The 24,241-nt window shown below is 58.2% G+C and carries 24 protein-coding genes; 22 read left to right on the top strand and 2 right to left on the bottom strand.

Annotated features, from left to right (window positions below):
* The first annotated feature begins 59 nt into the window (after window positions 1–59).
* The 21 genes from ACP7BE_RS03935 (at window position 60) to ACP7BE_RS03835 (ending at window position 21,576) form a co-directional block, all read left to right on the top strand.
* Entirely contained in the window at window positions 60–1,067 is a 1,008-nt protein-coding gene (locus ACP7BE_RS03935) for a DNA-binding protein (protein WP_426104810.1), read from the top strand.
* A 161-nt stretch (window positions 1,068–1,228) separates the two neighbouring features.
* Window positions 1,229–2,071, top strand: a complete 843-nt coding sequence (efeU, locus tag ACP7BE_RS03930; RefSeq protein WP_426104808.1) for an iron uptake transporter permease EfeU — start codon at window positions 1,229–1,231, stop codon at window positions 2,069–2,071.
* Between the two features lie 8 nt (window positions 2,072–2,079).
* Complete coding sequence (gene efeO / locus ACP7BE_RS03925; protein ID WP_095019195.1) at window positions 2,080–3,273, top strand: iron uptake system protein EfeO; 1,194 nt, start codon at window positions 2,080–2,082, stop codon at window positions 3,271–3,273.
* 17 nt (window positions 3,274–3,290) lie between these two features.
* Window positions 3,291–4,601: an iron uptake transporter deferrochelatase/peroxidase subunit gene (gene efeB, locus ACP7BE_RS03920; protein WP_323165871.1), complete on the top strand. Its 1,311-nt coding sequence runs from the start codon at window positions 3,291–3,293 to the stop codon at window positions 4,599–4,601.
* 25 nt (window positions 4,602–4,626) lie between these two features.
* Window positions 4,627–5,451, top strand: a complete 825-nt coding sequence (efeO, locus tag ACP7BE_RS03915; protein ID WP_095000273.1) for an iron uptake system protein EfeO — start codon at window positions 4,627–4,629, stop codon at window positions 5,449–5,451.
* A 478-nt stretch (window positions 5,452–5,929) separates the two neighbouring features.
* The gene (gene arnC, locus ACP7BE_RS03910; RefSeq protein WP_095000274.1) at window positions 5,930–6,943 is read left to right on the top strand and encodes an undecaprenyl-phosphate 4-deoxy-4-formamido-L-arabinose transferase; all 1,014 of its coding nucleotides are present in this window, start codon (window positions 5,930–5,932) and stop codon (window positions 6,941–6,943) included.
* Window positions 6,940–8,931, top strand: coding sequence for a bifunctional UDP-4-amino-4-deoxy-L-arabinose formyltransferase/UDP-glucuronic acid oxidase ArnA (arnA, locus tag ACP7BE_RS03905; RefSeq protein WP_095000275.1), 1,992 nt, complete (start codon window positions 6,940–6,942; stop codon window positions 8,929–8,931). Before arnC ends, arnA begins: the two co-directional genes overlap by 4 nt.
* On the top strand, window positions 8,931–9,815 hold the full coding sequence (gene arnD / locus ACP7BE_RS03900; RefSeq protein ID WP_095000276.1) for a 4-deoxy-4-formamido-L-arabinose-phosphoundecaprenol deformylase: 885 nt from the start codon (window positions 8,931–8,933) through the stop codon (window positions 9,813–9,815). Before arnA ends, arnD begins: the two co-directional genes overlap by 1 nt.
* A complete protein-coding gene (gene arnT / locus ACP7BE_RS03895; protein WP_095000277.1) occupies window positions 9,812–11,461 on the top strand; it encodes a lipid IV(A) 4-amino-4-deoxy-L-arabinosyltransferase in 1,650 nt (549 codons plus the stop codon). Before arnD ends, arnT begins: the two co-directional genes overlap by 4 nt.
* Window positions 11,458–11,802: a 4-amino-4-deoxy-L-arabinose-phosphoundecaprenol flippase subunit ArnE gene (gene arnE / locus ACP7BE_RS03890; protein WP_095000278.1), complete on the top strand. Its 345-nt coding sequence runs from the start codon at window positions 11,458–11,460 to the stop codon at window positions 11,800–11,802. The genes arnT and arnE overlap by 4 nt, the downstream gene beginning before the upstream one ends.
* On the top strand, window positions 11,799–12,200 hold the full coding sequence (arnF, locus tag ACP7BE_RS03885; protein ID WP_095000279.1) for a 4-amino-4-deoxy-L-arabinose-phosphoundecaprenol flippase subunit ArnF: 402 nt from the start codon (window positions 11,799–11,801) through the stop codon (window positions 12,198–12,200). Before arnE ends, arnF begins: the two co-directional genes overlap by 4 nt.
* Entirely contained in the window at window positions 12,197–13,555 is a 1,359-nt protein-coding gene (locus ACP7BE_RS03880; RefSeq protein WP_095000280.1) for a UDP-glucose dehydrogenase family protein, read from the top strand. Before arnF ends, ACP7BE_RS03880 begins: the two co-directional genes overlap by 4 nt.
* Before the next feature lie 75 nt (window positions 13,556–13,630).
* Window positions 13,631–15,238, top strand: a complete 1,608-nt coding sequence (locus ACP7BE_RS03875; RefSeq protein ID WP_426104802.1) for an ArnT family glycosyltransferase — start codon at window positions 13,631–13,633, stop codon at window positions 15,236–15,238.
* Between the two features lie 109 nt (window positions 15,239–15,347).
* The gene (gene pnuC / locus ACP7BE_RS03870; RefSeq protein WP_095000282.1) at window positions 15,348–15,911 is read left to right on the top strand and encodes a nicotinamide riboside transporter PnuC; all 564 of its coding nucleotides are present in this window, start codon (window positions 15,348–15,350) and stop codon (window positions 15,909–15,911) included.
* Window positions 15,908–16,462, top strand: a complete 555-nt coding sequence (locus ACP7BE_RS03865; RefSeq protein WP_095019956.1) for an AAA family ATPase — start codon at window positions 15,908–15,910, stop codon at window positions 16,460–16,462. Before pnuC ends, ACP7BE_RS03865 begins: the two co-directional genes overlap by 4 nt.
* Window positions 16,463–16,824: 362 nt before the next feature.
* Window positions 16,825–17,265 carry a hypothetical protein gene (locus ACP7BE_RS03860; protein ID WP_426104800.1) on the top strand — a complete coding sequence of 147 codons (441 nt, stop codon included), beginning with the start codon at window positions 16,825–16,827 and terminating at the stop codon, window positions 17,263–17,265.
* A gap of 1 nt (window position 17,266) precedes the next feature.
* On the top strand, window positions 17,267–17,842 hold the full coding sequence (locus tag ACP7BE_RS03855) for an adhesin (protein ID WP_170943695.1): 576 nt from the start codon (window positions 17,267–17,269) through the stop codon (window positions 17,840–17,842).
* A gap of 70 nt (window positions 17,843–17,912) precedes the next feature.
* The gene (locus ACP7BE_RS03850) at window positions 17,913–18,713 is read left to right on the top strand and encodes a hypothetical protein (RefSeq protein WP_095000285.1); all 801 of its coding nucleotides are present in this window, start codon (window positions 17,913–17,915) and stop codon (window positions 18,711–18,713) included.
* Between the two features lie 62 nt (window positions 18,714–18,775).
* Window positions 18,776–19,456 (top strand): C39 family peptidase, encoded by a 681-nt coding sequence (locus ACP7BE_RS03845; protein ID WP_095000286.1) that lies wholly within the window; start codon window positions 18,776–18,778, stop codon window positions 19,454–19,456.
* 46 nt (window positions 19,457–19,502) lie between these two features.
* Window positions 19,503–20,240 (top strand): hypothetical protein, encoded by a 738-nt coding sequence (locus ACP7BE_RS03840; protein WP_095019960.1) that lies wholly within the window; start codon window positions 19,503–19,505, stop codon window positions 20,238–20,240.
* 46 nt (window positions 20,241–20,286) lie between these two features.
* On the top strand, window positions 20,287–21,576 hold the full coding sequence (locus ACP7BE_RS03835; RefSeq protein WP_095000288.1) for a transporter: 1,290 nt from the start codon (window positions 20,287–20,289) through the stop codon (window positions 21,574–21,576).
* Window positions 21,577–21,624: 48 nt separating this feature from the next.
* Here the strand turns inward: ACP7BE_RS03835 and ACP7BE_RS03830 are convergent, their stop codons facing one another.
* Entirely contained in the window at window positions 21,625–22,950 is a 1,326-nt protein-coding gene (locus tag ACP7BE_RS03830) for a sigma 54-interacting transcriptional regulator (RefSeq protein ID WP_426104796.1), read from the bottom strand.
* A 333-nt stretch (window positions 22,951–23,283) separates the two neighbouring features.
* Here ACP7BE_RS03830 and ACP7BE_RS03825 point away from each other — a divergent pair, with 333 nt between their 5' ends.
* Window positions 23,284–23,550 (top strand): hypothetical protein, encoded by a 267-nt coding sequence (locus ACP7BE_RS03825; protein ID WP_095000290.1) that lies wholly within the window; start codon window positions 23,284–23,286, stop codon window positions 23,548–23,550.
* A 48-nt stretch (window positions 23,551–23,598) separates the two neighbouring features.
* On the opposite strand, the gene ACP7BE_RS03820 is transcribed toward ACP7BE_RS03825, so the two are convergent.
* A complete protein-coding gene (locus ACP7BE_RS03820; protein ID WP_426104793.1) occupies window positions 23,599–24,153 on the bottom strand; it encodes a vWA domain-containing protein in 555 nt (184 codons plus the stop codon).
* Between the last annotated feature and the right edge of the window lie 88 nt (window positions 24,154–24,241).

Genomic DNA, 24,241 nt, shown 5'->3' with positions numbered 1-24,241 from the left:
GCTAATCTAGTATGTAATTACATGATACATACCACAGTACATAATCGTAGGAGATGGCCATGGCCCGTGGCGGCGTAAACAAGGCAGTGGTGCAAATTGCACGCACCGCGATCCTGGCTCGAGGCGAACACCCGAGCATTGATGCGGTACGTATCGAGATGGGCAATACCGGGTCGAAAACCACGATCCATCGCTATCTAAAGGAACTGGACGAAGTTGACTCGCGCCGTGGCGTGCCTCGTGAGCAAATCGATGATGAGCTGACTGAGCTGGTTGCCCGCCTCGCCCAGCGCCTGCAGGAGCAGGCACAAGAGCCTATTGACCGGGCTCAGGCGCATTACGAACAGCTCAAAGCGCAACTGCAGGCGCAGTTGAACGAAGCACAGGACGCTCGGGCACAGCTTGAGCAGCAGCTGGAGATTCAGGGCACAGCACTGCAGCAGGAAAGCGCCAGTCTCGACGCCACCCGCTCCATGCTGCAAACCGAGCAGACCCGCAATGCCGCCCTGAACCAGGCGTGCAGCGACTTTGACCTGCGCCTGAAAGACCGTGACGAGCAGATCCGCTCGCTGGAAGAGAAGCACCTGCATGCCCGCGATGCGCTGGAGCACTATCGCAGCGCGACCAAGGAACAGCGCGAGCAGGATCAGCGCCGTCATGAAGGCCAGTTGCAGCAGGTGCAAATGGAACTGCGTCAGGCCCAGCAAAGTGCATTGGTACGCCAGGATGAAATCACCCAGCTGCATCGCGACAATGAGCGCGTACTGAGCGAGAGCCGCGCACTGGGCAAGGAACTGAACCAGGCCAATGACTTGCAGCACAAGCTGGGCAACCAGAATACGCAGCTCAACACCCAACTCAGTCAGCTGCAAAGTGAACGCACCCTGCTTCAAGAGCGCCTGCGCGTAGCCACGCAGGAAAGTGAAGGCTTGAAACAGGCCCACGCACAGATCCAGGAAAGCCACGCAGCCCTTTCCTTGCGCGCCATAAAGGCTGAAACCGCGCTGGAAAGCCTGCAGGAGCTAAAGAAGGATGCTGAACAAAGCGTGCTCACCAAAGACCAGTAGGACTACCTGACACGATCCAGGCCCGCTCCCGCAGAAGCTGAATAGACACCCCCATCTTCGTTCAGCAACCGTTCAGCAAATGCAATCGATTCTTGTTTGGCAATACGTATCAGTATGTTACAAATTAGCACCCTAACTAATTTGTGACGCGGTAGCCCACCATGCTGGTTCCATTTCTGATCATGCTGCGCGAAGGGATTGAAGCCGCACTTATCGTCGGCATCATTGCCAGTTATCTCAAGCAAACAGGCCGCGGGCAGTGGATGCCCGCCGTATGGGTCGGGGTGTTTCTGGCCGCCGCCCTGTCTTTGCTGGTGGGCGGCGGGCTGGAGTTGATGAGCGCCGAGTTCCCGCAAAAACAGCAAGAACTGTTCGAAGGCATCGTCGGCCTCATTGCCGTGGGCATTCTCAGCTCAATGGTATTCTGGATGCGCAAGGTCGCGCGCTCGATCAAGCATTCGCTGCACACCTCCCTCGATCACGCCCTCGCCGGCTCCCGGCATCAAGTCACGGCACTGATTGCCATGGTCTTTTTTGCCGTCGCCCGGGAAGGGCTTGAAACCGTATTTTTCCTGTTAGCCGTCTTCCAGCAAAGCGAAGGCCCCGCCGCACCCCTGGGCGCCCTGCTCGGCCTGCTGCTGGCCATCGGCGTCGGCTTTGCCATTTACAGCGGCAGCATGCGCCTGAACCTGGGGCTGTTTTTCCGCTGGACCGGCCTGTTTATTCTGGTGGTCGCTGCGGGCATCCTGGCCAACTCGGCACAAGCCCTGCACGAGGCAGGCCTGTGGAACCACTGGCAAGACGTGGTCTTTGATATCAGCGCCCACTTGCCGATGGATGGCCCGCTAGGCTCCGTACTGGCTGGCATGTTCGGCTATCAGGACGCCCCCACCGTCAGCGTGCTCGGTGCGTATGTGATTTATCTGGTCGTCACGCTGGTGATGTTCTTTCGCCCGCCGGCACCGGCCAAAACCGCACACCCTTCTTCAGTAACAAACCCATAAGGTCAAGCATGCCAACCCCTGCAAGCGGTACACCCCCACGCGCTCTGCGCTGGGCGGTGGCCGGCTCGGTGATCGTGATGATCGCAGCCGGCGGGTTGTTCTACTACGCCTCGCAACTGGCCGCGGCCAAGCGCAAGGCTCACGGCACTGAAATAACCGTGACCATCCACCCGCATAGCTGTGAACCCGACGCCCTGACTGTACCCGCCGGCTTCAACAGCTTTCGCATCGTCAATGCCTCCGAGCGCGCGGTGGAGTGGGAAATTCTCGACGGTGTGCTGGTGGTCGAAGAGCGGGAAAACATTGCCCCGGGCCTGAGCCAGGTGATCAACGCGACACTCGCTCCTGGCGATTACGCCATCACCTGCGGCCTGCTCAGCAACCCCCGCGGCACCCTGCATGTGACGCCCACTGCAGCGTCCGAAGCCAGCGCCAATGCCAGGCCTACGATGGTGGCCTTTGTTGGGCCGTTGTCAGAGTTTCGGGTTTACCTGAGCCAACAGGGCAGCGCCCTGACCAGGGCTGTCGATGCCCTGTCGCAAGCCATTAGCGCCGGTGATCTGGAACAGGCGCAGGCTCTGTACACCCCCGCACGCGAGGCCTATCAACGCCTGGCGCCTGCAGCGCAACGCCTTGCCGAGCTGGACAACGCCATCAATGCTCGCGCCGACTATTTCGAAAAGCGCGAGCAGGATCCGGGGTTTACCGGTTTCCACCGCCTGGAATACGGCCTGTTTGACCAGCGCAGCACTCAAGGCCTGGCGCCGATTGTCCAGCAGCTGCAAGCCAATAGCCTGCTGCTCAAGCAACAGTTGCTTGCCCAATCGTTGCCCCCCGAACAACTGGTCAGCATCGTTGCCCGCACCCTGCACAACCTGGCGGATAACCGCGCCAACAGCGGCGAAGAGGAGCGCTACAGCCATATTGACCTCAATGGCTTTGCCGCCAACCTTGAGGCTGCGCACAAAGTGGTTGATCTGCTGCGCCCTTTGCTGCTCAAGAAAAATGCCGACCTGCTGCACACCATAGACGGTGCCAGCAGCGCGCTGGATGCCGAACTCAATGGCCTGAAAACCCCGCAGGGCTACCGCACCTACGACACCGTCAGCGCCCCGCAGCGCCAACAAATCAGCAACAAGGCCAAGGTTATGGCCGATGCACTCGATGGAATCGATCCCGCCCTCGGCCTTAGCGGCCTGTAATTGCAGACGAGACGTACATGAGCGATTCACCACACACCCCGAACGAGTTCAACCTGCAACGCCGGCGCATCCTGATGGGCATGGGGGTCGCCGGGGCGGCACTGGCTGGCGGCGCCCTGAGCTGCCCGGCCATGGCCGCCGCCAACCCGGCCAATGCTCAAGTCACCCAGGCGCCGAGCAGCGACAAGACCCAGGATCATCACGACTTTCACGGCCAGCACCAAAATGGCATTGTCACCCCGCGCCCGGCCGCCGGTATGCTGGTGGCCTTTGATGTACTGGCCACGGACCGCGAAGGTCTCGAACGCCTGCTGCGCACCCTGAATGAGCGCATCGCCTTCCTGATGAAAGGCGGCCCGGTCGCCCAGGTCGATCCCAAGCTGCCGCCAGTGGACTCGGGCATTCTCGGCCCGGTGGTCAGCCCCGATAACCTGACCATTACCGTGTCCGTGGGCGACTCCCTGTTCGATGAGCGTTTTGCCCTGGCCAAGATCAAACCCAAACACCTGAGCCGCATGCAGGGCTTCCCCAACGATGCCCTGGACCCGGCCCAGTGCCACGGCGACTTGAGCCTGCAGTTTTGCGCCAATACCGCCGACACCAATATCCACGCCCTGCGTGACATTGTGAAAAACCTGCCCGACTTGCTGCTGGTGCGCTGGAAGCAGGAAGGCACCGTGCCGCCGCAAGCACCGGCCAAGCCCGGCGAGCCGGCGCAAAGTGCGCGCAACTTCCTGGGCTTTCGTGATGGCTCGGCCAACCCCGACTCCAACGACAACACAGCGATGAACCAGATTGTCTGGGTCCAGCCCGACAGTGGCGAGCCGCAGTGGGCGGTCAACGGCAGCTATCAGGCAGTGCGCATCATCCGCAATTTCGTCGAACGCTGGGACCGTACCCCCCTGCAGGAGCAGGAAAGCATTTTCGGCCGCAACAAGGCCAGCGGCGCGCCCATGGACGGTGCCCGGGAGACCGATGTGCCGGATTACAGCAAGGACCCCCACGGCAAGATCACCAAACTTGACGCCCACATCCGTCTGGCCAATCCGCGTACTGCGCAGACACGCAACAGCCTGATTTTGCGCCGGCCTTTCAACTACTCCAATGGCGTCAACAAGAACGGCCAGCTGGACATGGGCTTGCTGTTCATCTGCTACCAGCGCGACCTGGAACAGGGCTTTATCGCTGTGCAAACCCGGCTCAACGGTGAACCCCTGGAGGAGTACCTCAAGCCTGTGGGCGGCGGATACTTCTTCACCCTGCCGGGCGTGCGCGACGAACAGGATTTTATCGGCCGCTCGCTGCTCGATGCTGCTACACGCACCTGAACCTCAACCCACCGGAAAAAGTCCCATGAAGAAGACCCCGCTCGCACTGTTCCTGGCCCTGGGCTTGCTCCACACCCCTCTGTCGGCGCTCGCTGCAACCGCGCCACTGGATTTGGTGCAACCCGTGTCCGACTACAAGATCTACGTCACCGAGCAGCTGGATGAGCTGGCCAGCAACACGCAAAAATTCACCGATGCCGTGAAAAAGGGTGACCTGGTCACGGCCAAAAAACTCTACGCCCCGACCCGCGTTTACTACGAGTCGATTGAGCCGATTGCCGAACTGTTCAGCGACCTGGACGCCTCGATCGATTCACGCGTAGATGATCACGAAAAAGGCGTCACTGCGCCTGACTTCACCGGTTTTCACCGCATCGAGTACAGCCTGTTTGCCGAGAACAGTACCCAGGGGCTCGACACGCTCGCAGACGGCCTGAATAACGACGTCAAGGACCTGCAGACCCGCGTTGCCGGGCTGACCTTCCCGCCGGAAAAAGTCGTCGGCGGTGCTGCAGCATTGATGGAAGAAGTGGCCGCCACCAAAATTTCCGGCGAAGAAGACCGCTATAGCCACACCGACCTGTATGACTTCCAGGGCAACGTGGACGGCGCGAAAAAGATCTTCGATCTGTTCCGTGCGCAAATAGAACAGAGCGACAAGGCCTTTGCTGCCAAGGTCGACAAGAACTTCGCCACGGTGAACAGCATCCTGGCCAAGTACAAAACTGCTGACGGCGGCTTTGAGACCTATGACAAGGTCAGGGAAAACGACCGCAAGGCCCTCATCGGGCCAGTCAACACCCTGGCCGAAGACCTGTCGACCCTGCGCGGCAAGCTGGGTTTGAACTGATTCAAGATTTCTCGCAGCGCCAACCGATGTGACTCACGTCACATATCCGCAGGTTGGCGCTGGGCTTTGCCTGCGCACTTGTTACTCATTAGTCATAAAAGCTGTGCTGAATCACTGTTCAAAATCGTTCAGTCAATGTAAGAATCTTCCTGTTTAAGAAAAGTACTACTGTCAAGTCAGACAATGCTTGGGCGCTGTAAATACTTTCCTGAATAGCACCTGTCTAGCGTTTAGATAGGATGCACTGTTGACCCAACTTTTATAGGTTTTTCACAAGGACGCGTTTAACGTATGCAACAGCAACGAAAGCAATGCCCCAAGACTTTGCAACAAAATCATGTAGATAACGCTTTAGAACGACTTTACCTTTGTTAGAAACAGGCTTTACTCGTAAAGGGCCCGGATCTTTAACGCGCCCTGAGTTTGGTCGACAAAGACATGTCGTCTTGTGCCATTGAAACTGACTGGAACGAATACTTTGAAACCCTACCCAATCCAGTGTGTGTCGATCGTCATTCCGGTCTACAACGAAGAAGAAAGTCTGCCCGAGCTCTTGCGTCGCACAGAAGCCGCCTGCGCACAACTGAGCCAGGCCTATGAAATCGTACTGGTCGACGACGGCAGCCGGGACAAATCGGCGCAAATTCTCGAAGACGCTGCCGCACGTGAAGGCAGCCCCGTCGTTGCGGTTATTCTCAACCGCAACTACGGCCAGCATGCTGCAATCATGGCCGGCTTTGAGCACTCCAAGGGCGATGTGGTGATCACGCTGGATGCCGACCTGCAAAACCCGCCGGAAGAAATTCCGCGCCTGGTGGCACAGGCTGCTCTTGGGTACGACGTAGTCGGTACGGTACGCAACAACCGTCAGGACTCCGCCTGGCGCCGCTGGCCTTCACGGCTGATCAACCTGGCCGTACAACGCTCCACCGGGGTTGCCATGAGCGACTACGGTTGCATGCTGCGCGCCTACCGTCGCAGCATCGTCGACGCCATGCTCGCCTGCCGCGAACGCAGCACCTTTATCCCGATCCTGGCCAACAGCTTTGCCCGCCACACCACCGAGGTACTGGTCGAGCACGCCGAGCGCGAGCACGGTGACTCCAAGTACAGCGCCATGCGCCTGATCAACCTGATGTTCGACCTGATCACCTGCATGACGACCACGCCCCTGCGCCTGCTGAGCATCATCGGTTTCAGCATGGCAGCACTGGGCGCGGTCTTCGCCATTGCCCTGATCATGTTGCGCCTGATCTTCGGTGCAAGCTGGGCCGGCGACGGTACTTTCGTATTGTTTGCGGTGCTCTTCGTGTTTACCGGCGGCCAATTTATCGGCATGGGCCTTCTGGGTGAATACCTGGGCCGCATGTACAGCGATGTAAGGGCACGGCCACGATTCTTCATTGAAAAAATCGTACGCGCCGACTCTGCAACGCCTTCCGTTACAACCAGCACCCCGACTTCCTCTACTTCGACACAGGTTCAATCATGAGTTTGAAAGCCGTTGTTTTCGCCTATCACGATATTGGCTGCACAGGCATCGAAGCCTTGCTCAATGCAGGCTACGAAATTGCTGCTGTATTCACCCATGCTGACGACCCCAAAGAAAACAACTTCTACGGTTCGGTTGCCCAGCTGTGTGCACGCAAAGGCATTCCGGTTCACGCTCCTGAAGACGCCAACCACCCATTGTGGATCGAGCGCATTCGCAAACTGAACGCCGACTACATCTTCTCGTTCTATTATCGCCACCTGCTGGGCGAAGAGTTGCTGGCAAGCGTCAGCAAGGGCGCCTTCAACCTGCATGGTTCCCTGCTGCCACGCTACCGTGGACGCGCACCGGCCAACTGGGTACTGGTAAACGGCGAAACCGAAACCGGCGTAACCTTGCACCGCATGGTCAAACGCGCTGACGCAGGCGATATCCTGGCCCAGCATCGTATCAGCATCGAGCGTTCGGACACGGCCCTGACCCTGCACGCCAAGCTTCGCGAAACCGCCGCCCAACTGCTGGCCGAAGCCCTGCCACTGCTGCCACAAGGCAAGCTCACCGAAACCCCGCAAGACGAATCCAAAGCCACTTATTTTGGTCGCCGCACCCCGGCTGACGGCTTGCTGCAATGGAACCGCCCGGCTGAAGAACTGTTCAACCTGGTACGTGCCGTGACCCAACCTTATCCGGGCGCCTTCTGTGCCGTGGGTGAGCACAAGCTGATTGTGTGGGGCGCCGAAGTGGTTGCCGGCAACCAGGGCCATGCACCTGGCCAAGTCATCAGCTGCGAGCCGCTGCGTATTGCCTGCGGCACAGACTCGCTGGTCATCACCGCAGGCCAGCGCAACGACAACGGCCTGTACCTGAGCGGCCCGCAACTGGCCCGCGAGCTGGGCCTGGTAGAAGGTTCGCGCCTGCGAGGCAGCGAGTCCGGTCGCCCGGCACGCCGCACCCGAGTGCTTATCCTTGGGGTTAACGGCTTTATCGGCAACCATTTGTCCGAGCGCCTGCTGCAGGACGACCGCTACGAAGTCTACGGCCTCGATATCGGCTCCGATGCTATCGATCGCCTGCGCAGCCACCCCAACTTCCACTTTGTGGAAGGCGATATCAGCATCCACACTGAATGGATCGAATACCACATCAAGAAGTGCGACGTGGTCCTGCCGCTGGTGGCCATCGCGACGCCAATCGAATACACCCGCAACCCGTTGCGCGTGTTCGAACTGGACTTCGAAGAGAACCTCAAGCTGGTGCGCTACTGCGTCAAGTACAACAAGCGCGTGATTTTCCCGTCCACGTCCGAAGTGTATGGCATGTGCCAGGACAAGAACTTCGACGAAGACACCTCCAACCTGATTGTTGGCCCGATCAACAAACAGCGCTGGATCTACTCGGTCTCCAAGCAACTGCTGGATCGTGTTATCTGGGCTTACGGTACCAAGGGCCTGAAATTCACCCTGTTCCGTCCGTTCAACTGGATGGGCCCACGCCTTGACCGCCTGGACTCGGCACGGGTTGGCAGCTCACGCGCCATCACCCAACTGATCCTGCACCTGGTGGAAGGTACCCCGATCCGTCTGGTTGACGGCGGCGAACAAAAGCGCTGCTTCACTGACGTGGCCGATGGTATCGAAGCCCTGGCGCGCATCATCGACAACAAGGATGGCAAGTGCGACGGCCAGATCATCAACATCGGCAACCCGGACAACGAAGCCAGTATTCGTCAACTGGGCGAAGAGTTACTGCGTCAGTTCGAGGCGCATCCGCTGCGTGACAACTTCCCGCCGTTTGCCGGTTTCCGTGATGTTGAAAGCCAGTCGTTCTACGGTACCGGTTACCAGGACGTCAGCCATCGCAAGCCAAGCGTGGAAAACGCCCGCCGCCTGATTGACTGGACACCCACCACCGAGCTGAGCGAAACCATAGGCAAGACCCTGGACTTCTTCCTGCGTGAAGCCATGGTAGAAATCGCGGAAAAACGCTGATGCAAGCTGGACTGCGTATCGATGTCGACACGTACCGCGGCACCCGAGAGGGGGTGCCGCGGTTACTCGAACTGCTCGACGAAGCTCAGATCAAGGCGACGTTTTTTTTCAGCGTGGGGCCGGACAACATGGGCCGCCATTTATGGCGGCTGATCAAGCCCCGGTTCTTCTGGAAAATGATGCGCTCCAAGGCGGCCAGCCTTTATGGCTGGGATATTTTGCTGGCTGGCACCGCCTGGCCTGGCAAACCGATCGGCAAGGATCTGGGGCACCTGATGCGCCAGACCCTTGCCGCCGGGCATGAGGTCGGCCTGCACGCCTGGGATCACCACGGTTGGCAGGCCAATACTGCGCGCTGGAGCGAGGCGCAGCTGATCGAGCAGATCCGCCGGGGTGTCGACACCCTGAGCGATATCACCGGGCAGGCCGTCGAATGCTCGGCGGCTGCCGGCTGGCGTGCCGACGAGCGCGTGGTCCGGGCCAAGGAAACCTTTGGTTTTCGCTACAACAGTGATTGCCGCGGGCACAGCCTGTTTCGGCCAAGGTTGGCCGAAGGCAGGCTGGGGGCGCCGCAAATCCCTGTGGACTTACCCACATTCGATGAAGTGGTCGGGCCCGAGCTCAGTGCCGCCGATTTCAACTCATTCATTCTTGACCGCTTCAGCCCGCAAAAGCTGAATGCGTACACCATCCATGCTGAAGTAGAAGGGATTCTTATGGCCAATGACTTCCGTCAATTACTGGCGCAGGCCCGTGCCCGTGACATTCATTTCCAACCCCTGCGGGAGTTGCTGCCCGCCGACCTCGAGAGCCTGCCCGCCGGGCAATTGAGCCGTGGCGTGCTGGAAGGCCGTGAAGGCTGGTTGGGAGTGCAGAAGCCATGACTTCACGCTGGACAATACCGCTGCTGGTTCTGGCCTTTATCGCCTTTTACCTGTTGCCATTGGGCACCCACGGCTTGTGGATCCCGGACGAAACGCGCTACGCACAGATCGGCCAGCAAATCCTGATCGACGGTAACTGGGTCACCCCGCACTTTATGGATTTGCGTTACTTCGAGAAGCCGATTGCCGGCTACTGGATGATTGCCATCGGCCAGGCCATTTTTGGCGAAAACCTGTTTGGCGTGCGCATTGCCTCGGCCATCGCCACCGGTTTGAGCGTGTTCCTGGCCTATGCCGTGGCCCGTCGCCTGTGGAACGATCCGCGCAAGAGCTTTGCCTGCGCCCTGGTGTACATGACCTTTGGCCTGATTGCAGGCCAGGCCGGTTATTCCAACCTTGATCCGCAGTTTACCCTGTGGGTCAACCTGAGCCTGGTGGCGCTGTGGTTTGCCGTCGACAGCAGCTCCAATCGTGATCGCCTGATCAGTTGGGCGGTACTGGGTTTTGCCTGCGGCATGGGCTTTATGACCAAGGGTTTTCTGGCTCTGCTGCTGCCGGTACTGATCGCCCTGCCCTACATGCTCTGGCAAAAGCGCTTTCTGGAACTGGTCAAGTACGGCCTGGTGGCCATGCTGGTGGCGGCCATTGTCTCGCTGCCGTGGGTGTTGGCAGTACACGCCCAGGAGCCTGATTACTGGCGCTTCTTCTTCTGGCACGAGCATATCCGCCGTTTTGCCGGTGACGATGCCCAGCACGGTCGCCCATGGTGGTTCTACCTGCCGCTGCTGGTGGTTTCCAGCCTGCCTTGGGCAGCGTTGTTGCCGGTGGCCTTCAAGGACGCCTGGAGCAACAAACGCCATGCAAGCATTGTGTTCGTGCTGCTATGGCTGCTGCTGCCACTGGGGCTGTTCAGCCTGAGCAAGGGCAAACTGCCAACCTACATCATGCCGTGCATGTTGCCGTTGGCACTGCTGCTGGGCCACGCAATGATGCAACGGGTTGAACAGGCCAAAACCTGCGCCCTGCGCTTCAATGGCGCGGTCAACCTGATCGGCGGCAGCGCGGCATTGCTGGCCCTGGTGTATTTCCAGGTCAAACAGCCCTTCTATGACAACGAACCGCTGCATATGGCCCTGCTGGTCGTGGTGCTGCTGACGTGGATCATTACCGGCCTGCTGACACTGACCAAACCTCTGAAAATGTGGGCTGCGCCGGCACTGGCCATGGGTGTTCTGGTACTGGTACTGCCAGCCGCCATGCCGAGCAGCGTGGTTCACAACAAAATGCCTGACCAGTTTATCCTGGAACATATGGATGAGCTGTCCCGGGCCAAGACATTTCTGAGTAACGACCTGGGCGCAGCGTCTGCTTTGGCCTGGCGTCTGCGCCGACCTGACGTGACACTCTACAACACCCAGGGTGAGGTCAAGTACGGCCTGACCTACGACGATGCCAAAGGTAAAAGCATTAGCCTGGCCGAAGTTGGCCCGTGGATGGCTGAAGCTCGCCGCAAAGGCCCGGTAGGTGTGGTAATGCGCGTCAAGGACAGCGATGAAAGCCATGAAATGGACGAGTTGCCCAAAGACGCCAAGCGCTATGACGAAGGCAATATGGTGATTCTGATTTACCCGCAGATTGCTCCATGACCCTGACGCTATTGCTGTTGGCCTGTCTGTTGACCTGTGCTGGCCAGATCGCCCAGAAATACGCGGTCGAAGGTTGGCGCGGGGTTGACACCGGGGTGGCGCAAAAACTGCGCTCCCCCTGGTTATGGCTGGCACTGCTATGCCTCGGCCTGGGTTTGCTGGTGTGGTTGCTGGTACTGCAACGGCTCGAGGTCGGGGTTGCTTACCCGATGCTCAGCCTAAATTTTGTACTGATCACCCTGGTGGCCCGCTATCTGTTTAAAGAAACCATCGACCTGCGCCATTGGCTGGGCGTTGGGCTGGTAATAGCCGGGGTGGTTTTGCTGGGGCAACACGCATGAGCCTGTACCGTGGCTTTGCCTTTGCCTCAGGCAGTGTATTACTGGTCAGCGGCGCCCAACTGGGCATGCGCTGGAGCATGACGCGGTTGCCGCAGCCCGCCCAATGGCTTGAAGCATTCAGCCAGGGCAGTGTCTCGCTCCCGGCGTTGGCCATGGTAGTTGCCGCCATTGTCGCGTATGCACTGTCGATGCTCTGCTGGTTGCTGGCCCTGCGCGATTTGCCCTTGGGCCGCGCCTATTCGCTGCTAAGTGTCAGCTATGCATTGGTCTACCTGCTGGCTGCCAGCCTGCCGATTTTCCATGAAAGCTTCACCCTTTCAAAAACCCTCGGTGTGACGCTGGTCATTCTTGGGGTGCTTGTGATCAATTCTCGACGTACTTCCGGAAACAGCGCATGAAAATCAGTGTATTTGGTAGTGGTTATGTAGGCCTGGTGCAGGCGACGGTTCTGGCGGAAGTCGGCCATGACGTCATCTGCATGGACATTGACCAGAAAAAGGTCGAATCGCTGCAACAAGGTCACGTCAGCATTTTCGAGCCCGGGCTTTCAGCCCTGGTGCGTGAAAACCTCGAGAGCAAGCGCCTGCGTTTTACCAGCGATGAAAAAACCGCTGTCGAGCACGGCGAGGTACTGTTTATCGCCGTGGGCACGCCTCCAAGCGAGGACGGCTCGGCTGATCTTGGCCAGGTGTTCTCCGTGGGTGACGCCGTTGCCCGCCACCGCAAGGAGCCGCTGATCCTGGTCGAGAAATCCACCGTGCCCGTAGGCACTGGCGACGCGCTGACCGCCCATATCAACAAGGCCCTGGAGCAGGCCGGACGCTCGCTGCAATTTGACGTGGTGTCCAACCCGGAATTCCTCAAGGAAGGCTCGGCCGTCACTGATTGCCGCCGCCCGGACCGCATCATCATTGGCTGTGCCCGTGAAGAAGTGCGTGAAGTCATGCGCGACCTGTACGCGCCGTTCAACCGCAACCATGACCGGATCATTTTCATGGACCTGCGCAGCGCCGAGCTGACCAAGTACGCCGCCAACTGCATGCTGGCGACCAAGATCAGCTTTATCAACCAGATCGCCGAACTGGCCGAGCACCTTGGGGCCGACATCGAAGCCGTGCGCCTGGGCATTGGCGCCGACCAGCGCATTGGCTATCACTTCATCTACCCTGGCTGCGGCTATGGCGGTTCGTGCTTCCCCAAAGACATGCGCGCGCTGATCCACAGTGCCCAGCAGGTCAATTGCTCCAGCGATCTGCTGCAAGCGGTCGAAGCGATCAACGAGCGGCAGAAGCACAAGCTGTTCGAACGCATCAACGCGTTTTTCAAGGGCAACCTTGAAGGCAAGACCTTTGCGTTGTGGGGCCTGGCATTTAAACCCAACACCGATGACATGCGCGACGCACCCAGCCGCGTATTGATGGAGGCCCTGTGGGCTGCCGGTGCCAATGTGCGCGCTTTCGACCCCGAAGCCATGCAGGAAACCCAGCGCCTTTACGGCGATGAACCGCGCCTGAGCCTGATGGGCACACCGGAATCTACCCTTAATGGCGCCGACGCATTGATCGTCTGCACCGAGTGGCAGCAATTCAAGGCGCCGGACTTCGACCTGATCAAGCAACGCCTGAGCGCGCCGGTGATTTTTGACGGGCGCAACCTGTATGACGGTGAGCGCCTGGCCAAGGCCGGCTTGCAGTACTTCCCGATGGGGCGTGGCGAGTCGTGCAACTTGCCGGTCGGGTCAACAACCCTTTGATGATTCAGCAGCGCCGCCATTGGCAACAATGGCGGCGTTTTTTTTGTGCGTCCCGATGAGACAAGGAAACTCGACATGCGTGCCGATTTCACCTCCCCTGCCCTGCTCACCTTGCGCAGGCAATCGCTGATTCTGGGCGCGCTCGCCTTGCTGCTGTTTATCCTGGGCAACCATCAAGAGGCCGCGATCGGCTTTGATTCGCGCTTTGTCATGTTCGCCAATGAAATGCTGCGTCACGGCCCCGGTTTTTTCCCGACCACCTACGGCCAGCCTTACGCGGACTACAGCGCAACCTCGACCCTGCTTACCTGGCTGCTGTCCCTGCCCTTTGGCAAAGTCACCAGCCTGACAGCTTGGCTACCTACGGCCATTGCCAGTGCAAGCATTGTGACCTTGATGTATCGCCTGGTAGCGGCGCAATCGCGCACCTGGGCGCTGGTCAGCGTGGCACTGCTGTTGCTGAGCATGACTTTTATCACCGAAACACGTGCGGTATCGCTTGACCAGATGCTGGCAGCGCTCAGTTTCAGTGCCTTCTACCTGGCTTACGCCCACGATCACTTTGCGGCACCACGCCGTCATTTCTGGCTGTTGGCCCTGCTGGTACTGGGTTTTGCCGTGCGCGGGCCGATCGGCCTGGTCATTCCCAGCGGTATCCTGTGCAGCTATTACCTGCTTAATGGCCAGTGGCGGCGCCTGATCAGCTTTGGCCTGCAAGCGCTGGTCTTGCTGATCCTGTGTATTGGCACGTTATTGATGCTGGCCTGGATCAGTGGCGGTGAGGCTTTTGTACATGAAGTCATCCGCATGCAAGTGACAGGACGCATGGATGGAACCGAAGGCGCCAGCGGCGTGCTGTATTACTTCACCAGTTCCATGGGCAATTACGCGCTGGCTTATCCGCTGGCCGTTTTGGTGCTGCTGGCGATCCTGATTACCGGGCGCAAGCCGTCGGGGCCAGCCTTGCAACTGGTCAAGTACTGCGTTGGTGCAGCCCTGATCGTGATGATCGGCCTGTCGATTCCCCAGGCCAAAAAGGCCCGTTACCTGCTGCCCATGTTACCGATGGCCGCGATTATTGCGGCCTACCCGTTCCAGGTCATGCACGGGCGGGTATTTGCTGGCCTGCGCGGCTTGATTCAGGGGTTGTTCCTGCTGCTGCCGGGTTTACTGATTATCGGTCTGCTGGTTGTACGCAAGCGTTTTGGTGAAGAGTTGCCACCCTTGACCGTCATATTCGTGGCCCTGGCCGTGCTTCAGGTTCTGGCCGTTGGCGTACTGTTCAAAGCCCAATGGCGTGTTGCGGGGCTGGCAAGCTGTGCGGTGCTGGCGATGTGGAGCAGCTACATCATGGTCTTCGAACCTGCAGAGCGCAGCCTTTACGATACGCGTACCTTTACCCTCAAGGCCATGCAACTGATCGACCAGGCTCCGGCCCCAGTAGTACTGCATGGCATGGGCAAGGACGCCAAGGCGATCAAGTTCATGGTTAACGTGGATCGTGATCTGCTACCGCTGTTTACCCAGTCATCCGCTGAACTGGCAGCATTGCCGGCTCCGGCCTGGATCATCATGGATCGCAAGGACTATGAGGCCTTGCAAGGCAGTGACCTGGGTAATATTGCCCCGACGCTGAGCGGTCGTTTCGACAAGAACGACTATGTGTTGCTGCATCGGCCTTGATCCTGTGGGAGCGGGCAAGCCCGCTCCCACAACTACGGCAAAACGCCAGAGCACAAACAGTGCGCCTGCAGGTACAATCCCCGCCCTTCTCTCTCCCCAAGGAATCCCAATGTCAGGGCTTGAACTGTTTGCCGCCGCACTCGGCGTCATTGCTGTCTGGTTGACAGTCAAACAGAACCCCTGGTGCTGGCCCATCGGTCTGGTGATGGTGCTGCTCTACAGCTGGATCTTCTTCGAGATCAAACTGTATTCAGGCATGCTCTTGCAGGTATTTTTTGCCCTGTTGCAAGTCTATGGCTGGTGGCAGTGGACACGCGCAGGGGCACAGCATGAAGGCCGTGTCGTCAGCCGGTTAAGCCCATTGCAAGTGCTGGGCGGGGTGATTGCAGGCGCCATCGGCAGCGTGGTTCTCGGCGCCTCAATGGCCCATTGGACCGATTCCACTTTCCCCTGGTCAGATGCCACGCTGACAGCCTTCAGTCTGGTTGCCCAATTATGGATGGCGCAAAAACGCCTGCAGTGTTGGGCATTGTGGTGTGTCATCGATGTGCTTTATATCGGCTTTTTTGCCTGGCAGGACCTGTACTTCACCGCCGGCCTGTACGCGTTGTTTACCCTGATAGCCATTCAAGGCTGGCGTGACTGGCGCCGCGACCCGGCGCTGCGCACATGAAGGTGGTCGTTCTGGCGGGGCCGGAGTCGAGTGGCAAGAGCTGGCTCGCTGCGTTATTGCAGCAGCGCTTTGGCGGCACCATGGTGGGCGAGTATGTGCGCTACTTTATCGAGCAAAACCCTCGCGAGACCTGCCTGGCCGATATTCCGGACATCGCTCTCGGGCAGCTTCGCTGGGAAGACGAAGCGCGCGCCCAACAACCCGCGCTGCTGATTCTGGATACCCATTTACTCAGCAATATCCTCTGGAGCCAGACCCTGTTTGGTGACTGCCCACAGTGGCTTGAAACTGAACTGCTCAAGCGCCACTACGACCTGCATTTGCTGCTGTCCCCCGACGATGTGGAGTGGACCGCTGACGGTCAACGCTGCCAACCCTCACTGGCGGAACGCCAGGCGTTTTTTGCGGCCAGTCTTGACTGGCTCACCGATCATCAACAAACCGTACAAGTGATAACCGGCGACTGGCAGGCCCGGCAACAGCATGCCTGCGCCGCAGTCGAACAATTAATGGGTAGTCGGGAAACTTGCTCAGACAGTATTAGTCCATAAGTTAGGTTGTTTACAACAAACAACTGGCAAGCGAGTTACTTAATGCTTTCAGCTTCTTGCCAATGTCCGTTGCTGTTACATGAAAATTTCGTGAAGCCTCTAAAACATTGGTTTGAGGCACGACTTTGCGAAATTGTAAGGCTAACGAGACCCCCCCCTGCCCCACGTAATGTCCAGCCCGGCCCTTATTGTACAAGGGCCGGGGCTGCACACTGACATCTCATGTTCGTTACACCTGATCCCGCCCGGAACAGTCATCGTGCTGTGTGCTGTTGTTTTCAAACATTAAATTGGAAATGGCACAGCTCATGCTCTCTTCCTATCACGCTTGCCAGGGCTAGCGTCGATAAGGGAGCACAGTCATGGGGCACGCATGTTGTGGTAATGGTCACCTGCTGATGGCTTGCAGCCTGAGCGCCTTGCTGGGCTGGTGCGCCGTTGTTCATGGCGCCAGTAATGGCGAGATAGTGCTTACCCGTACCGTGCAACCCCATGCGGTGGGCAATCCGCCCATGCATCCCGATCCTGACCCGCTAACCGTCAATGCCAGCCCCTTGGTTCAAGTCATGGGTGCAACCCGTGAACTGAGCGATGGTGATTTTGCCAGCGTCAGCAGCGGAGCTGCGATCACCCGGTCCATTACGCCCAGTGGTAACACACTGCCCGGCCTCACCACCAGCAACGGCCTGCCAGGCATAAGCAATGGTCATGCTGGCGGCAGCGCAAACAGCATTTCCGGCACGATTGGCAACAGCATTAGCCAAGGGATGCGCCCGCTCTCTGCCCTGGGCCAGGGGAAATAACATGATTGCCTGCCGCCTGCCTGCACTGATTGCCGCGCTGCTGGTCACCTCCTTCGCTGTGGCGGCTTCCGATAACAACGCCACGATCAAGGATTCGGGGGCCAACTACCATGGCAATGTCTCGCTTAACCAGGCCTCTGGTGATCAGCAACAGCAAGTCAATATCCGTGCAATTGCCATCGGCACCGAGGCACGCGCTACGACTGCAGTGACCCAGAAACTCAATACCCCCGCCGACACCTCGCTCAATGCCCGGGCAACTATCGGTGGCAATTCCTTCAGTAATGGCAGCGGCGTGATCGGTATCAACCAGTCAGCCGGAGCCAATAACCAGATGGTCAATGCCGTGCGGGTCAGCATCAGTGCCCAGCCGCAAGGTATCGACGACAGCGCCTTGTCCCAGCAGAACGTGGCGCTGCTTCCAGACTCGGGTACCGCATCCCCCGCCAGCGGCAGTCGCCAGATCGTTACCAGCGATCAGGCCTTCACCGGCAGCCGAGGGGTGGTGCAGTTGAACCAGAGTGCAGGGGTGGGGAACCGCATGGCTAACACCCTGAATATCCGGGTTGCTGACTGACCCGGCAACAACGCAGTGCAATTGGAAAGTACCAACACTTAACCCAACTAATGATGCACGGAGAAACACCATGAAACCGTCAATCGCTCTGAAGCCACTGGCTTTCGCTCTGGCAACACTGGTGGCCGTATCTGCTCAAGCCAACGGTAACGGCAACGGCAACAACAATCCGCCGCCTCCATCGACACCGCCTGCATACACCCTTGACCCTAATGCCGCCGCCGCTGCAGTCGTGATTGACGTGCAAAACAGTCACAACAACAAAGTGACCAACAAGGCGGTCGAAAACAATGCAACCATCAAGGACTCGATCAAAGGGTCTGAAGGCAACATGGGCGCGAACGCCGCTTCCGGCTCCGGCAACCAGCAAGACAACGCCGTAGCGATCGCCACTTCAGACGAGAGCTTTGTGTTTGGTACCGCTGCGTCCCTGACCAGCGCCACCCAGACCAACAGCCACAACAACTCGCACAACTATGGCGCGCAAAACAACGCCTCGATCAAAAGCTCGGCCAATGGCAGTTCGGGTAACGTCGGCATAAACGTTGCTTCGGGCGAGTTCAACCAACAGAAAAACAACCTGGCCATCGCCGTATCCAATGGTCGTATCGCCAGCGCCGGGGCAACCGCCTCGCAAACCTCGAACAACCTGTCGGTGATCAACGAAGCCGGTGCGTCTTACCTGAGCAATGTGAATACCTGGAATCAAGGGTCGGGCTGGAACAACAAAACCCCTGTCGTCAACAACGCCACCATGGACCATTCGTTCAATGGCTACTCGGGTAATGGCGGTGCCAATATTGCGGCAGGTACCGGCAACCAACAAAGCAACTCGCTGTCCATCGCTGCCGGCTGCAAGGTCTGCATGTAGTCGCGACGCTAAAGAAGGGTCTCGTTTATGAGACCCTTTTTCCTTATTCAGGCGTATCAATCATGCGTATTGTCGCCCTCACCCTCTTCCTCGGCCTGAGCGCAATGGCCCATGCCGCACAGATGCCAATCGCTGCCCTGCCTGGCGGCAACCTGGTGTTCAAGCAGGTGCAGAGCATTCGTGAAAGGCGCTTTGCGGATATCGTTGAACAAAAAACCGATTTCAGTTGCGGCGCTGCGGCGCTCGCCACCGTGCTGCGTCAGGCCTATTGGCTGGACGTCAACGAAGACCAGATCATCAAGGGGATGCTGCAAAACGCTGATCAGGATCTGGTTCGCACCCAGGGCTTCTCAATGCTCGACATGAAGCGCTACGTTGAGAGCATCGGCATGCGCGCCAGGGGTTACCGAATTCCGGCGCAGAGCCTTGAAAGCGTGAACATACCCGTTGTGGTGCTACTGGATATCCGTGGCTACAAGCACTTTGTGGTGCTGCAACGCGCGCAAAAAGACTGGGTGTATATCGGCGACCCTGTCCTGGGGCACAAGCGCTACTCCCACGCAGATTTCCTCAAAGGCTGGAATGGCATTGTGTTTGCCATCATCGGCCCCGGTTACGACAAGACCAATGCGTTATTGACCCCGCCTGCCCCGCTGACCGCAAAAAACCAGCTCGACGGGTTTAACCCGGTTAAAGACGCAGAACTCATGGACTTCGGTTTTATCCAAAGCGACTTTTTTTAAGGTGCGTCAATCATGACTACGGGGCCCGACGCTCCAGGAGCCGTACATGAAAACTTCCATTTGGCTGATTGCCGCATGCCTTGCGACCAGCCTGCACGCCCAGGCGGCGTCCTTTAAACCGGTTGAATTGAGAGACACTGAAATGGCCGAGTTGCGCGGCCGCTATGTGATGCCCGGGCGGATCATCAGTTTCGGCATCGTGATGAACAGTACCTGGACCAGCAGCAATGGTGGCGTAGTCGGCGCCAGTACTTCCATGTATGTGCAAAACACCATTGAACCCAAGTTTTACGTGTCCACTTACAGTTCTGCCGGTAACGGTGCCCCTGGCTCAAACGGCACTGGTTCGGTTACCGGTGGTGCGGGCCTGACCACAGCCCAGGGCGTCACCCAGAGCGTTCGGGCTGCGGGTGACAACAACAGCGCCTATAACAACGTCGACATCAATGTCAGCGAGGCCGACCAGGCCCCCGTGGTCAACCAGCAAGGGGTTTTACTCACGACCCATACGTCCATCACCCAGGCTGCTGGTGCGGGCAATGTGACCGTCTCGGCCACGGCTGGGGGCGTTCAGCTGGCCATCCAGGCCAACAACAATCAAGGCAACTCACTGCAGCAAATCGCCCAGGGTGGCGTATTGCAAAGCACTACTTTGCTGGGCGGCGGTAATAGGGTCAATAACATGGCACAACTTAACGTGGTACTGGGTAACAACCTGCCCAGCCCCGGCGCGCTCGATTGCAACCTCAATCAATTAAAAGGCCTTCGCAATATGGGTTATTGAACTAGGCTCAGGCTCTACAACTTGGCTTATCTGGACGGCTTATTTCATGCATCGATCGATAACCTTTCGCGCAGTTGTATGTATGAGCACTATATTCCCGTCACCCCTGTTATATGCAGCGGCTGATGCCGATCTAGCGCTACTAAAACAAGAACTTATGGAGCTTCGCCAACGTTACGAACAACAGCAAAAAGCCCTGGCAGTGCTTGAGCAACGGGTGCGTGAAGTTGAGGATCAGCCTGCGACGCCGCAACCCAGGCGCCTGGCCAAATCACCGGCCGACATGAAGGGCAACCAGAACGTTACGGCTGCCAGTGGCACCAGTACCGCTGCACAAGGCAGCTCTTATGGCGCCGCGCTCAAGGATGACTCCGCCCCCGCCCAGAGTGTGGTCAACCTCTACGATGAAGCCAGCGGTTTTTTCGGCGGCGGCAAGTTCAGCCTCGAAACGGGTATTACCTATTCGCGTTATGACACACGCCAGCTGATTCTCAATGGTTTTCTGGCCCTGGATTCAATTTTCCTGGGCAACCTCAACCTCGACCGGATCAAGGCCGACAACTGGACCCTTGACCTCACCGGACGCTATAACCTGGATAACCGCTGGCAGTTTGACGTTAACGTTCCAGTGATTTACCGCGAGAGTACTTACCAGTCCGGCGGGGCCAACGGCGGTGATGCGCAAGCCACTTCAGAGCAAACGGTTACCCGCGACCCGACCATTGGCGACGTCAACTTCGGAGTCGCGTACAAGTTCCTCGACGAGTCGGTCAATACCCCGGATGCAGTCTTCAGCGTGCGGGTCAAGGCCCCCACCGGCAAGGACCCGTTTGGCATCAAACTGGTCAAAGCCTCTGAAAACACCAACTTGTTTGTCCCTGAAGACCTGCCCACCGGCAATGGTGTGTGGTCGATCAGCCCTGCCATTTCCCTGGTCAAGACCTTCGACCCAGCTGTGCTATTCGGCTCTCTCTCGTATACCCATAACCTTGAAGAGTCATTTGACGACATCAGTTCCACGCAAAACCTGAAGCAGCCCGGCAAGGTCAAACTGGGTGACAGCTTCCAGATTGGCGCAGGGGTTGCTTTTGCCCTCAACGAAAAAATGAGTATGTCGTTTTCCGTGTCCGACCTGATTCAGAAAAAGAGCAAACTCAAGCAGGATGGCGGTGACTGGCAAACAGTTACCACCAGTGATGCCAACGCCGGTTACTTCAATATCGGCATGACCGTAGCAGCGACCGATAACCTGACCATCGTGCCCAACCTGTCCATAGGCTTGACCGACGATGCGCCAGACTTCACCTTCAGCCTGAAATTCCCTTACTACTTCTAAACAGCAAAAGGCCCTCCGCGCTTGAGCGCTGGGGGCCTTTTGCTGTTTTTAACGAATGTGATGCTTGTGCAGTAACCGATAAAACGTCGGCCGCGAAACCCCAAGCACCTTGGCGGCCATGCTCAAATTGTCGCTGTGCCGGTCCAGCACCTCACACAGTGCCTGGCGTTCGGCGCGGTCCTTGTATTGTTCAAGGGTGTTCATCGTGCCGACCAACAACGGGCGCAACTCCAGGCCCAGATCATGAGCTTCGATCTGCCGCCCTTCGGCCAATACCAGGCCACGACGCACGCGGTTGGCCAGCTCGCGGACATTTCCCGGCCAGCCATGATTGCCCATGGCAATCAACGCCTCGTCACTGAACGTACGCGGGCGACGGCCTGTTTCCAGACTGTAGAAACGGGCAAAGTGACTGGCCAGCATGGCCAGGTCACCATGTCGCTCTCGCAAGGGGGCGGTGGTTAATTGCAACACGTTGAGGCGGTAATACAGGTCTTCACGAAATTGACCGTTGGCGACTGCCGCCTCGAGATCAACATGGGTCGCTGCCAGAATACGAACATCGATGGGGATCGGCTGGTTGCCGCCGACTCTCTCGATGTGTTTTTCCTGCAAAAAGCGCAACAGGCTGGCTTGCAATTCCAACGGCAGATCGCCAATTTCATCCAGAAAAAGCGTACCGCCATTCGCGGCCTCAATGCGTCCAACCCTGCGCTGATGGGCGCCGGTGAAGGAGCCCTTTTCATGGCCGAACAGCTCAGACTGGATCAAGTGGTCGGGAATGGAGCCGCAATTGATTGCGATAAAGGGCTTGCCGTTGCGCTGGGATTGACGGTGCAGTGTGCGGGCGACCAGCTCCTTGCCCGTACCGCTCTCGCCGCGAATCAGGATGGGCGACTGGGTGGGTGCAAATTTGCTCACCGTCATGCGCAGGTCCCGCATCAATCGGCTGTCACCCAGCAGTTCATCTTCCTGTAAATCGGACGGGGTTGAAGTTTGCCCTCGCAGGCACGCCATGCCAAAGGCCCGGCCGAGTGTGACCTGGACCCGGGAGACATCAAAGGGCAAGGTGTGAAAGTCAAAAAACCATTCGCAGACAAAATCCCCCACATTGTTCATTTTCAGTACGTCAGGGGTGAGCGCCGCAATCCACTCGGTACCACTGCGACTGATCATGTCTTTTACCGCTTCGGGACGTTCCAGATGAAAAGGTTGCAGCCTGAACAGGCCAACATCGCAAGAGCGGTCAACAACGGTTGCCAGAGTGCAGCTGTCGACCGCCCAGCCTATGGTTCGCAGACCGGGGAGCAATTCATGACAATCCGCACAGGGATCGACCACCAGCAGACGTCGGGGAGAGGACATTGCAAGCATGACTGTTCCTTGGCGCCAGAAAAACATAAAACAGCATTAAAAACAGTCCCTTGTTCAACTTACGCGTAACCTTAGCAAGCCATTGGGCGCTTTCTGGATCGTTTGTTTATAACCCTAATAGCCAATCAAACTGTACAGCCTCGTTTCATGAGCAGGGGCGATAGATACACTCACTGAAAATTGATCTGGATCAGTCATATAAAAAAACTTTTAAAAATATGACGAAAGTGTGTGACCTGATGCCCCTCTAAGGTCATCAGTACAAGTAACCAACCGAACGGTAAGCCCAGCCGACGGTTAATCACTTGATGGGCATACTTGAGAGAACACCCTATGAACGCCCCGCTCCGTTTCAACGAAGCTCTTTTGATTGCCGGCCACGCTTTTGAACCTTTTCAATGCGTTGCCTGGGCTGCACAGGATGGTCATGGCGAGTTGAGCCTGACTGTTATCGATCGCACCAATACCCGTATCGGCCGCAAACAGATCCCGCGCAGCGCCTGCGCTGACGCCGCTCAGCTGGAAAGCCTGCTGGCACAAGCCCGCGCCGAGATCAGCAGCGAAGGCTACACCCTGCAGCCTTGGGTCATGCCTGCTTGAGAAGCGGCTGACTGATTTGGGAGCTGGTTGACCAGCTCCCACAAATAATCAGCCATCAATGTGTACATACTCTGCATTCAACCCGGCGGCCATTTGACGCGAGCGGCCCAAACGAATCGGGCCACGCTCGATATCGATCAACAGTCCCGGGCAGTCAATGGCCGGCAGCGTTGACCACTCTTTCAGTCGGCCATCGGTCAACAGTAAAAAGCGCTGTTGTTCCTCTGGACACTGTTTGCGGCGCCTTTCAAGCCAGTCAGCGACTTCCTGCAAGGCCTCCAGCAAAGGCGTCCCGCCTCCAGCACCCAAGCCCTGCAACCAGTCATTCAAGGCAGCAGACGCCTTGGAGCCGATGACCTGCCACTGCGGCGCCTTTGCGCTGACCGTCATCACCGCCACCCGCACACGCTGGCGATACGCATCTTCAAACAGTTGGGCCAGCAGCCCCTTGGCGTCACTCAGCGCCTGATGGCGACGGGTTGAAGCAGACGCATCCACCACCACCAGCCAGAGTTCCGGCGCTGCACTTTGCCGGGTTTTCCAGGCCAGATCAGCGTGCAGCCGGGGACGACCGCCGAGCAGGGTTTGCACCCAGTCGATCATCCCGCTGCCGGCGCTGCGGCTTGCGCCTTGCCTGCCCGCAGAGAGCTGACCTGACCGGGGCCTGGCATCCGCCCCCACTGCAGAACGG

It is taken from the genome of Pseudomonas sp. TWR1-1-3 (genome assembly GCF_049896805.1).
Taxonomy (GTDB): Bacteria; Pseudomonadota; Gammaproteobacteria; order Pseudomonadales; family Pseudomonadaceae; genus Aquipseudomonas; species Aquipseudomonas bubulae.
This window is presented reverse-complemented; position numbering and strand designations above follow the sequence as displayed.

Bases quoted from the DNA above. Each gene is read 5' to 3' on its own strand.
- ACP7BE_RS03850 (WP_095000285.1), top strand. From the start codon at position 17,913: ATGAAACCGTCAATCGCTCTGAAGCCACTGGCTTTCGCTCTGGCAACA.
- efeU (WP_426104808.1), top strand. From the start codon at position 1,229: ATGCTGGTTCCATTTCTGATCATGCTGCGCGAAGGGATTGAAGCCGCA.
- ACP7BE_RS03825 (WP_095000290.1), top strand. From the start codon at position 23,284: ATGAACGCCCCGCTCCGTTTCAACGAAGCTCTTTTGATTGCCGGCCAC.
- arnA (WP_095000275.1), top strand. From the start codon at position 6,940: ATGAGTTTGAAAGCCGTTGTTTTCGCCTATCACGATATTGGCTGCACA.
- arnE (WP_095000278.1), top strand. From the start codon at position 11,458: ATGACCCTGACGCTATTGCTGTTGGCCTGTCTGTTGACCTGTGCTGGC.
- arnT (WP_095000277.1), top strand. From the start codon at position 9,812: ATGACTTCACGCTGGACAATACCGCTGCTGGTTCTGGCCTTTATCGCC.
- efeB (WP_323165871.1), top strand. From the start codon at position 3,291: ATGAGCGATTCACCACACACCCCGAACGAGTTCAACCTGCAACGCCGG.
- arnF (WP_095000279.1), top strand. From the start codon at position 11,799: ATGAGCCTGTACCGTGGCTTTGCCTTTGCCTCAGGCAGTGTATTACTG.
- ACP7BE_RS03845 (WP_095000286.1), top strand. From the start codon at position 18,776: ATGCGTATTGTCGCCCTCACCCTCTTCCTCGGCCTGAGCGCAATGGCC.
- ACP7BE_RS03855 (WP_170943695.1), top strand. From the start codon at position 17,267: ATGATTGCCTGCCGCCTGCCTGCACTGATTGCCGCGCTGCTGGTCACC.
- ACP7BE_RS03935 (WP_426104810.1), top strand. From the start codon at position 60: ATGGCCCGTGGCGGCGTAAACAAGGCAGTGGTGCAAATTGCACGCACC.
- ACP7BE_RS03875 (WP_426104802.1), top strand. From the start codon at position 13,631: ATGCGTGCCGATTTCACCTCCCCTGCCCTGCTCACCTTGCGCAGGCAA.
- ACP7BE_RS03830 (WP_426104796.1), bottom strand. From the start codon at position 22,950: ATGCTTGCAATGTCCTCTCCCCGACGTCTGCTGGTGGTCGATCCCTGT.
- efeO (WP_095019195.1), top strand. From the start codon at position 2,080: ATGCCAACCCCTGCAAGCGGTACACCCCCACGCGCTCTGCGCTGGGCG.
- pnuC (WP_095000282.1), top strand. From the start codon at position 15,348: ATGTCAGGGCTTGAACTGTTTGCCGCCGCACTCGGCGTCATTGCTGTC.
- ACP7BE_RS03865 (WP_095019956.1), top strand. From the start codon at position 15,908: ATGAAGGTGGTCGTTCTGGCGGGGCCGGAGTCGAGTGGCAAGAGCTGG.
- ACP7BE_RS03860 (WP_426104800.1), top strand. From the start codon at position 16,825: ATGGGGCACGCATGTTGTGGTAATGGTCACCTGCTGATGGCTTGCAGC.
- ACP7BE_RS03820 (WP_426104793.1), bottom strand. From the start codon at position 24,153: ATGATCGACTGGGTGCAAACCCTGCTCGGCGGTCGTCCCCGGCTGCAC.
- ACP7BE_RS03835 (WP_095000288.1), top strand. From the start codon at position 20,287: ATGCATCGATCGATAACCTTTCGCGCAGTTGTATGTATGAGCACTATA.
- efeO (WP_095000273.1), top strand. From the start codon at position 4,627: ATGAAGAAGACCCCGCTCGCACTGTTCCTGGCCCTGGGCTTGCTCCAC.
- arnD (WP_095000276.1), top strand. From the start codon at position 8,931: ATGCAAGCTGGACTGCGTATCGATGTCGACACGTACCGCGGCACCCGA.
- ACP7BE_RS03880 (WP_095000280.1), top strand. From the start codon at position 12,197: ATGAAAATCAGTGTATTTGGTAGTGGTTATGTAGGCCTGGTGCAGGCG.
- ACP7BE_RS03840 (WP_095019960.1), top strand. From the start codon at position 19,503: ATGAAAACTTCCATTTGGCTGATTGCCGCATGCCTTGCGACCAGCCTG.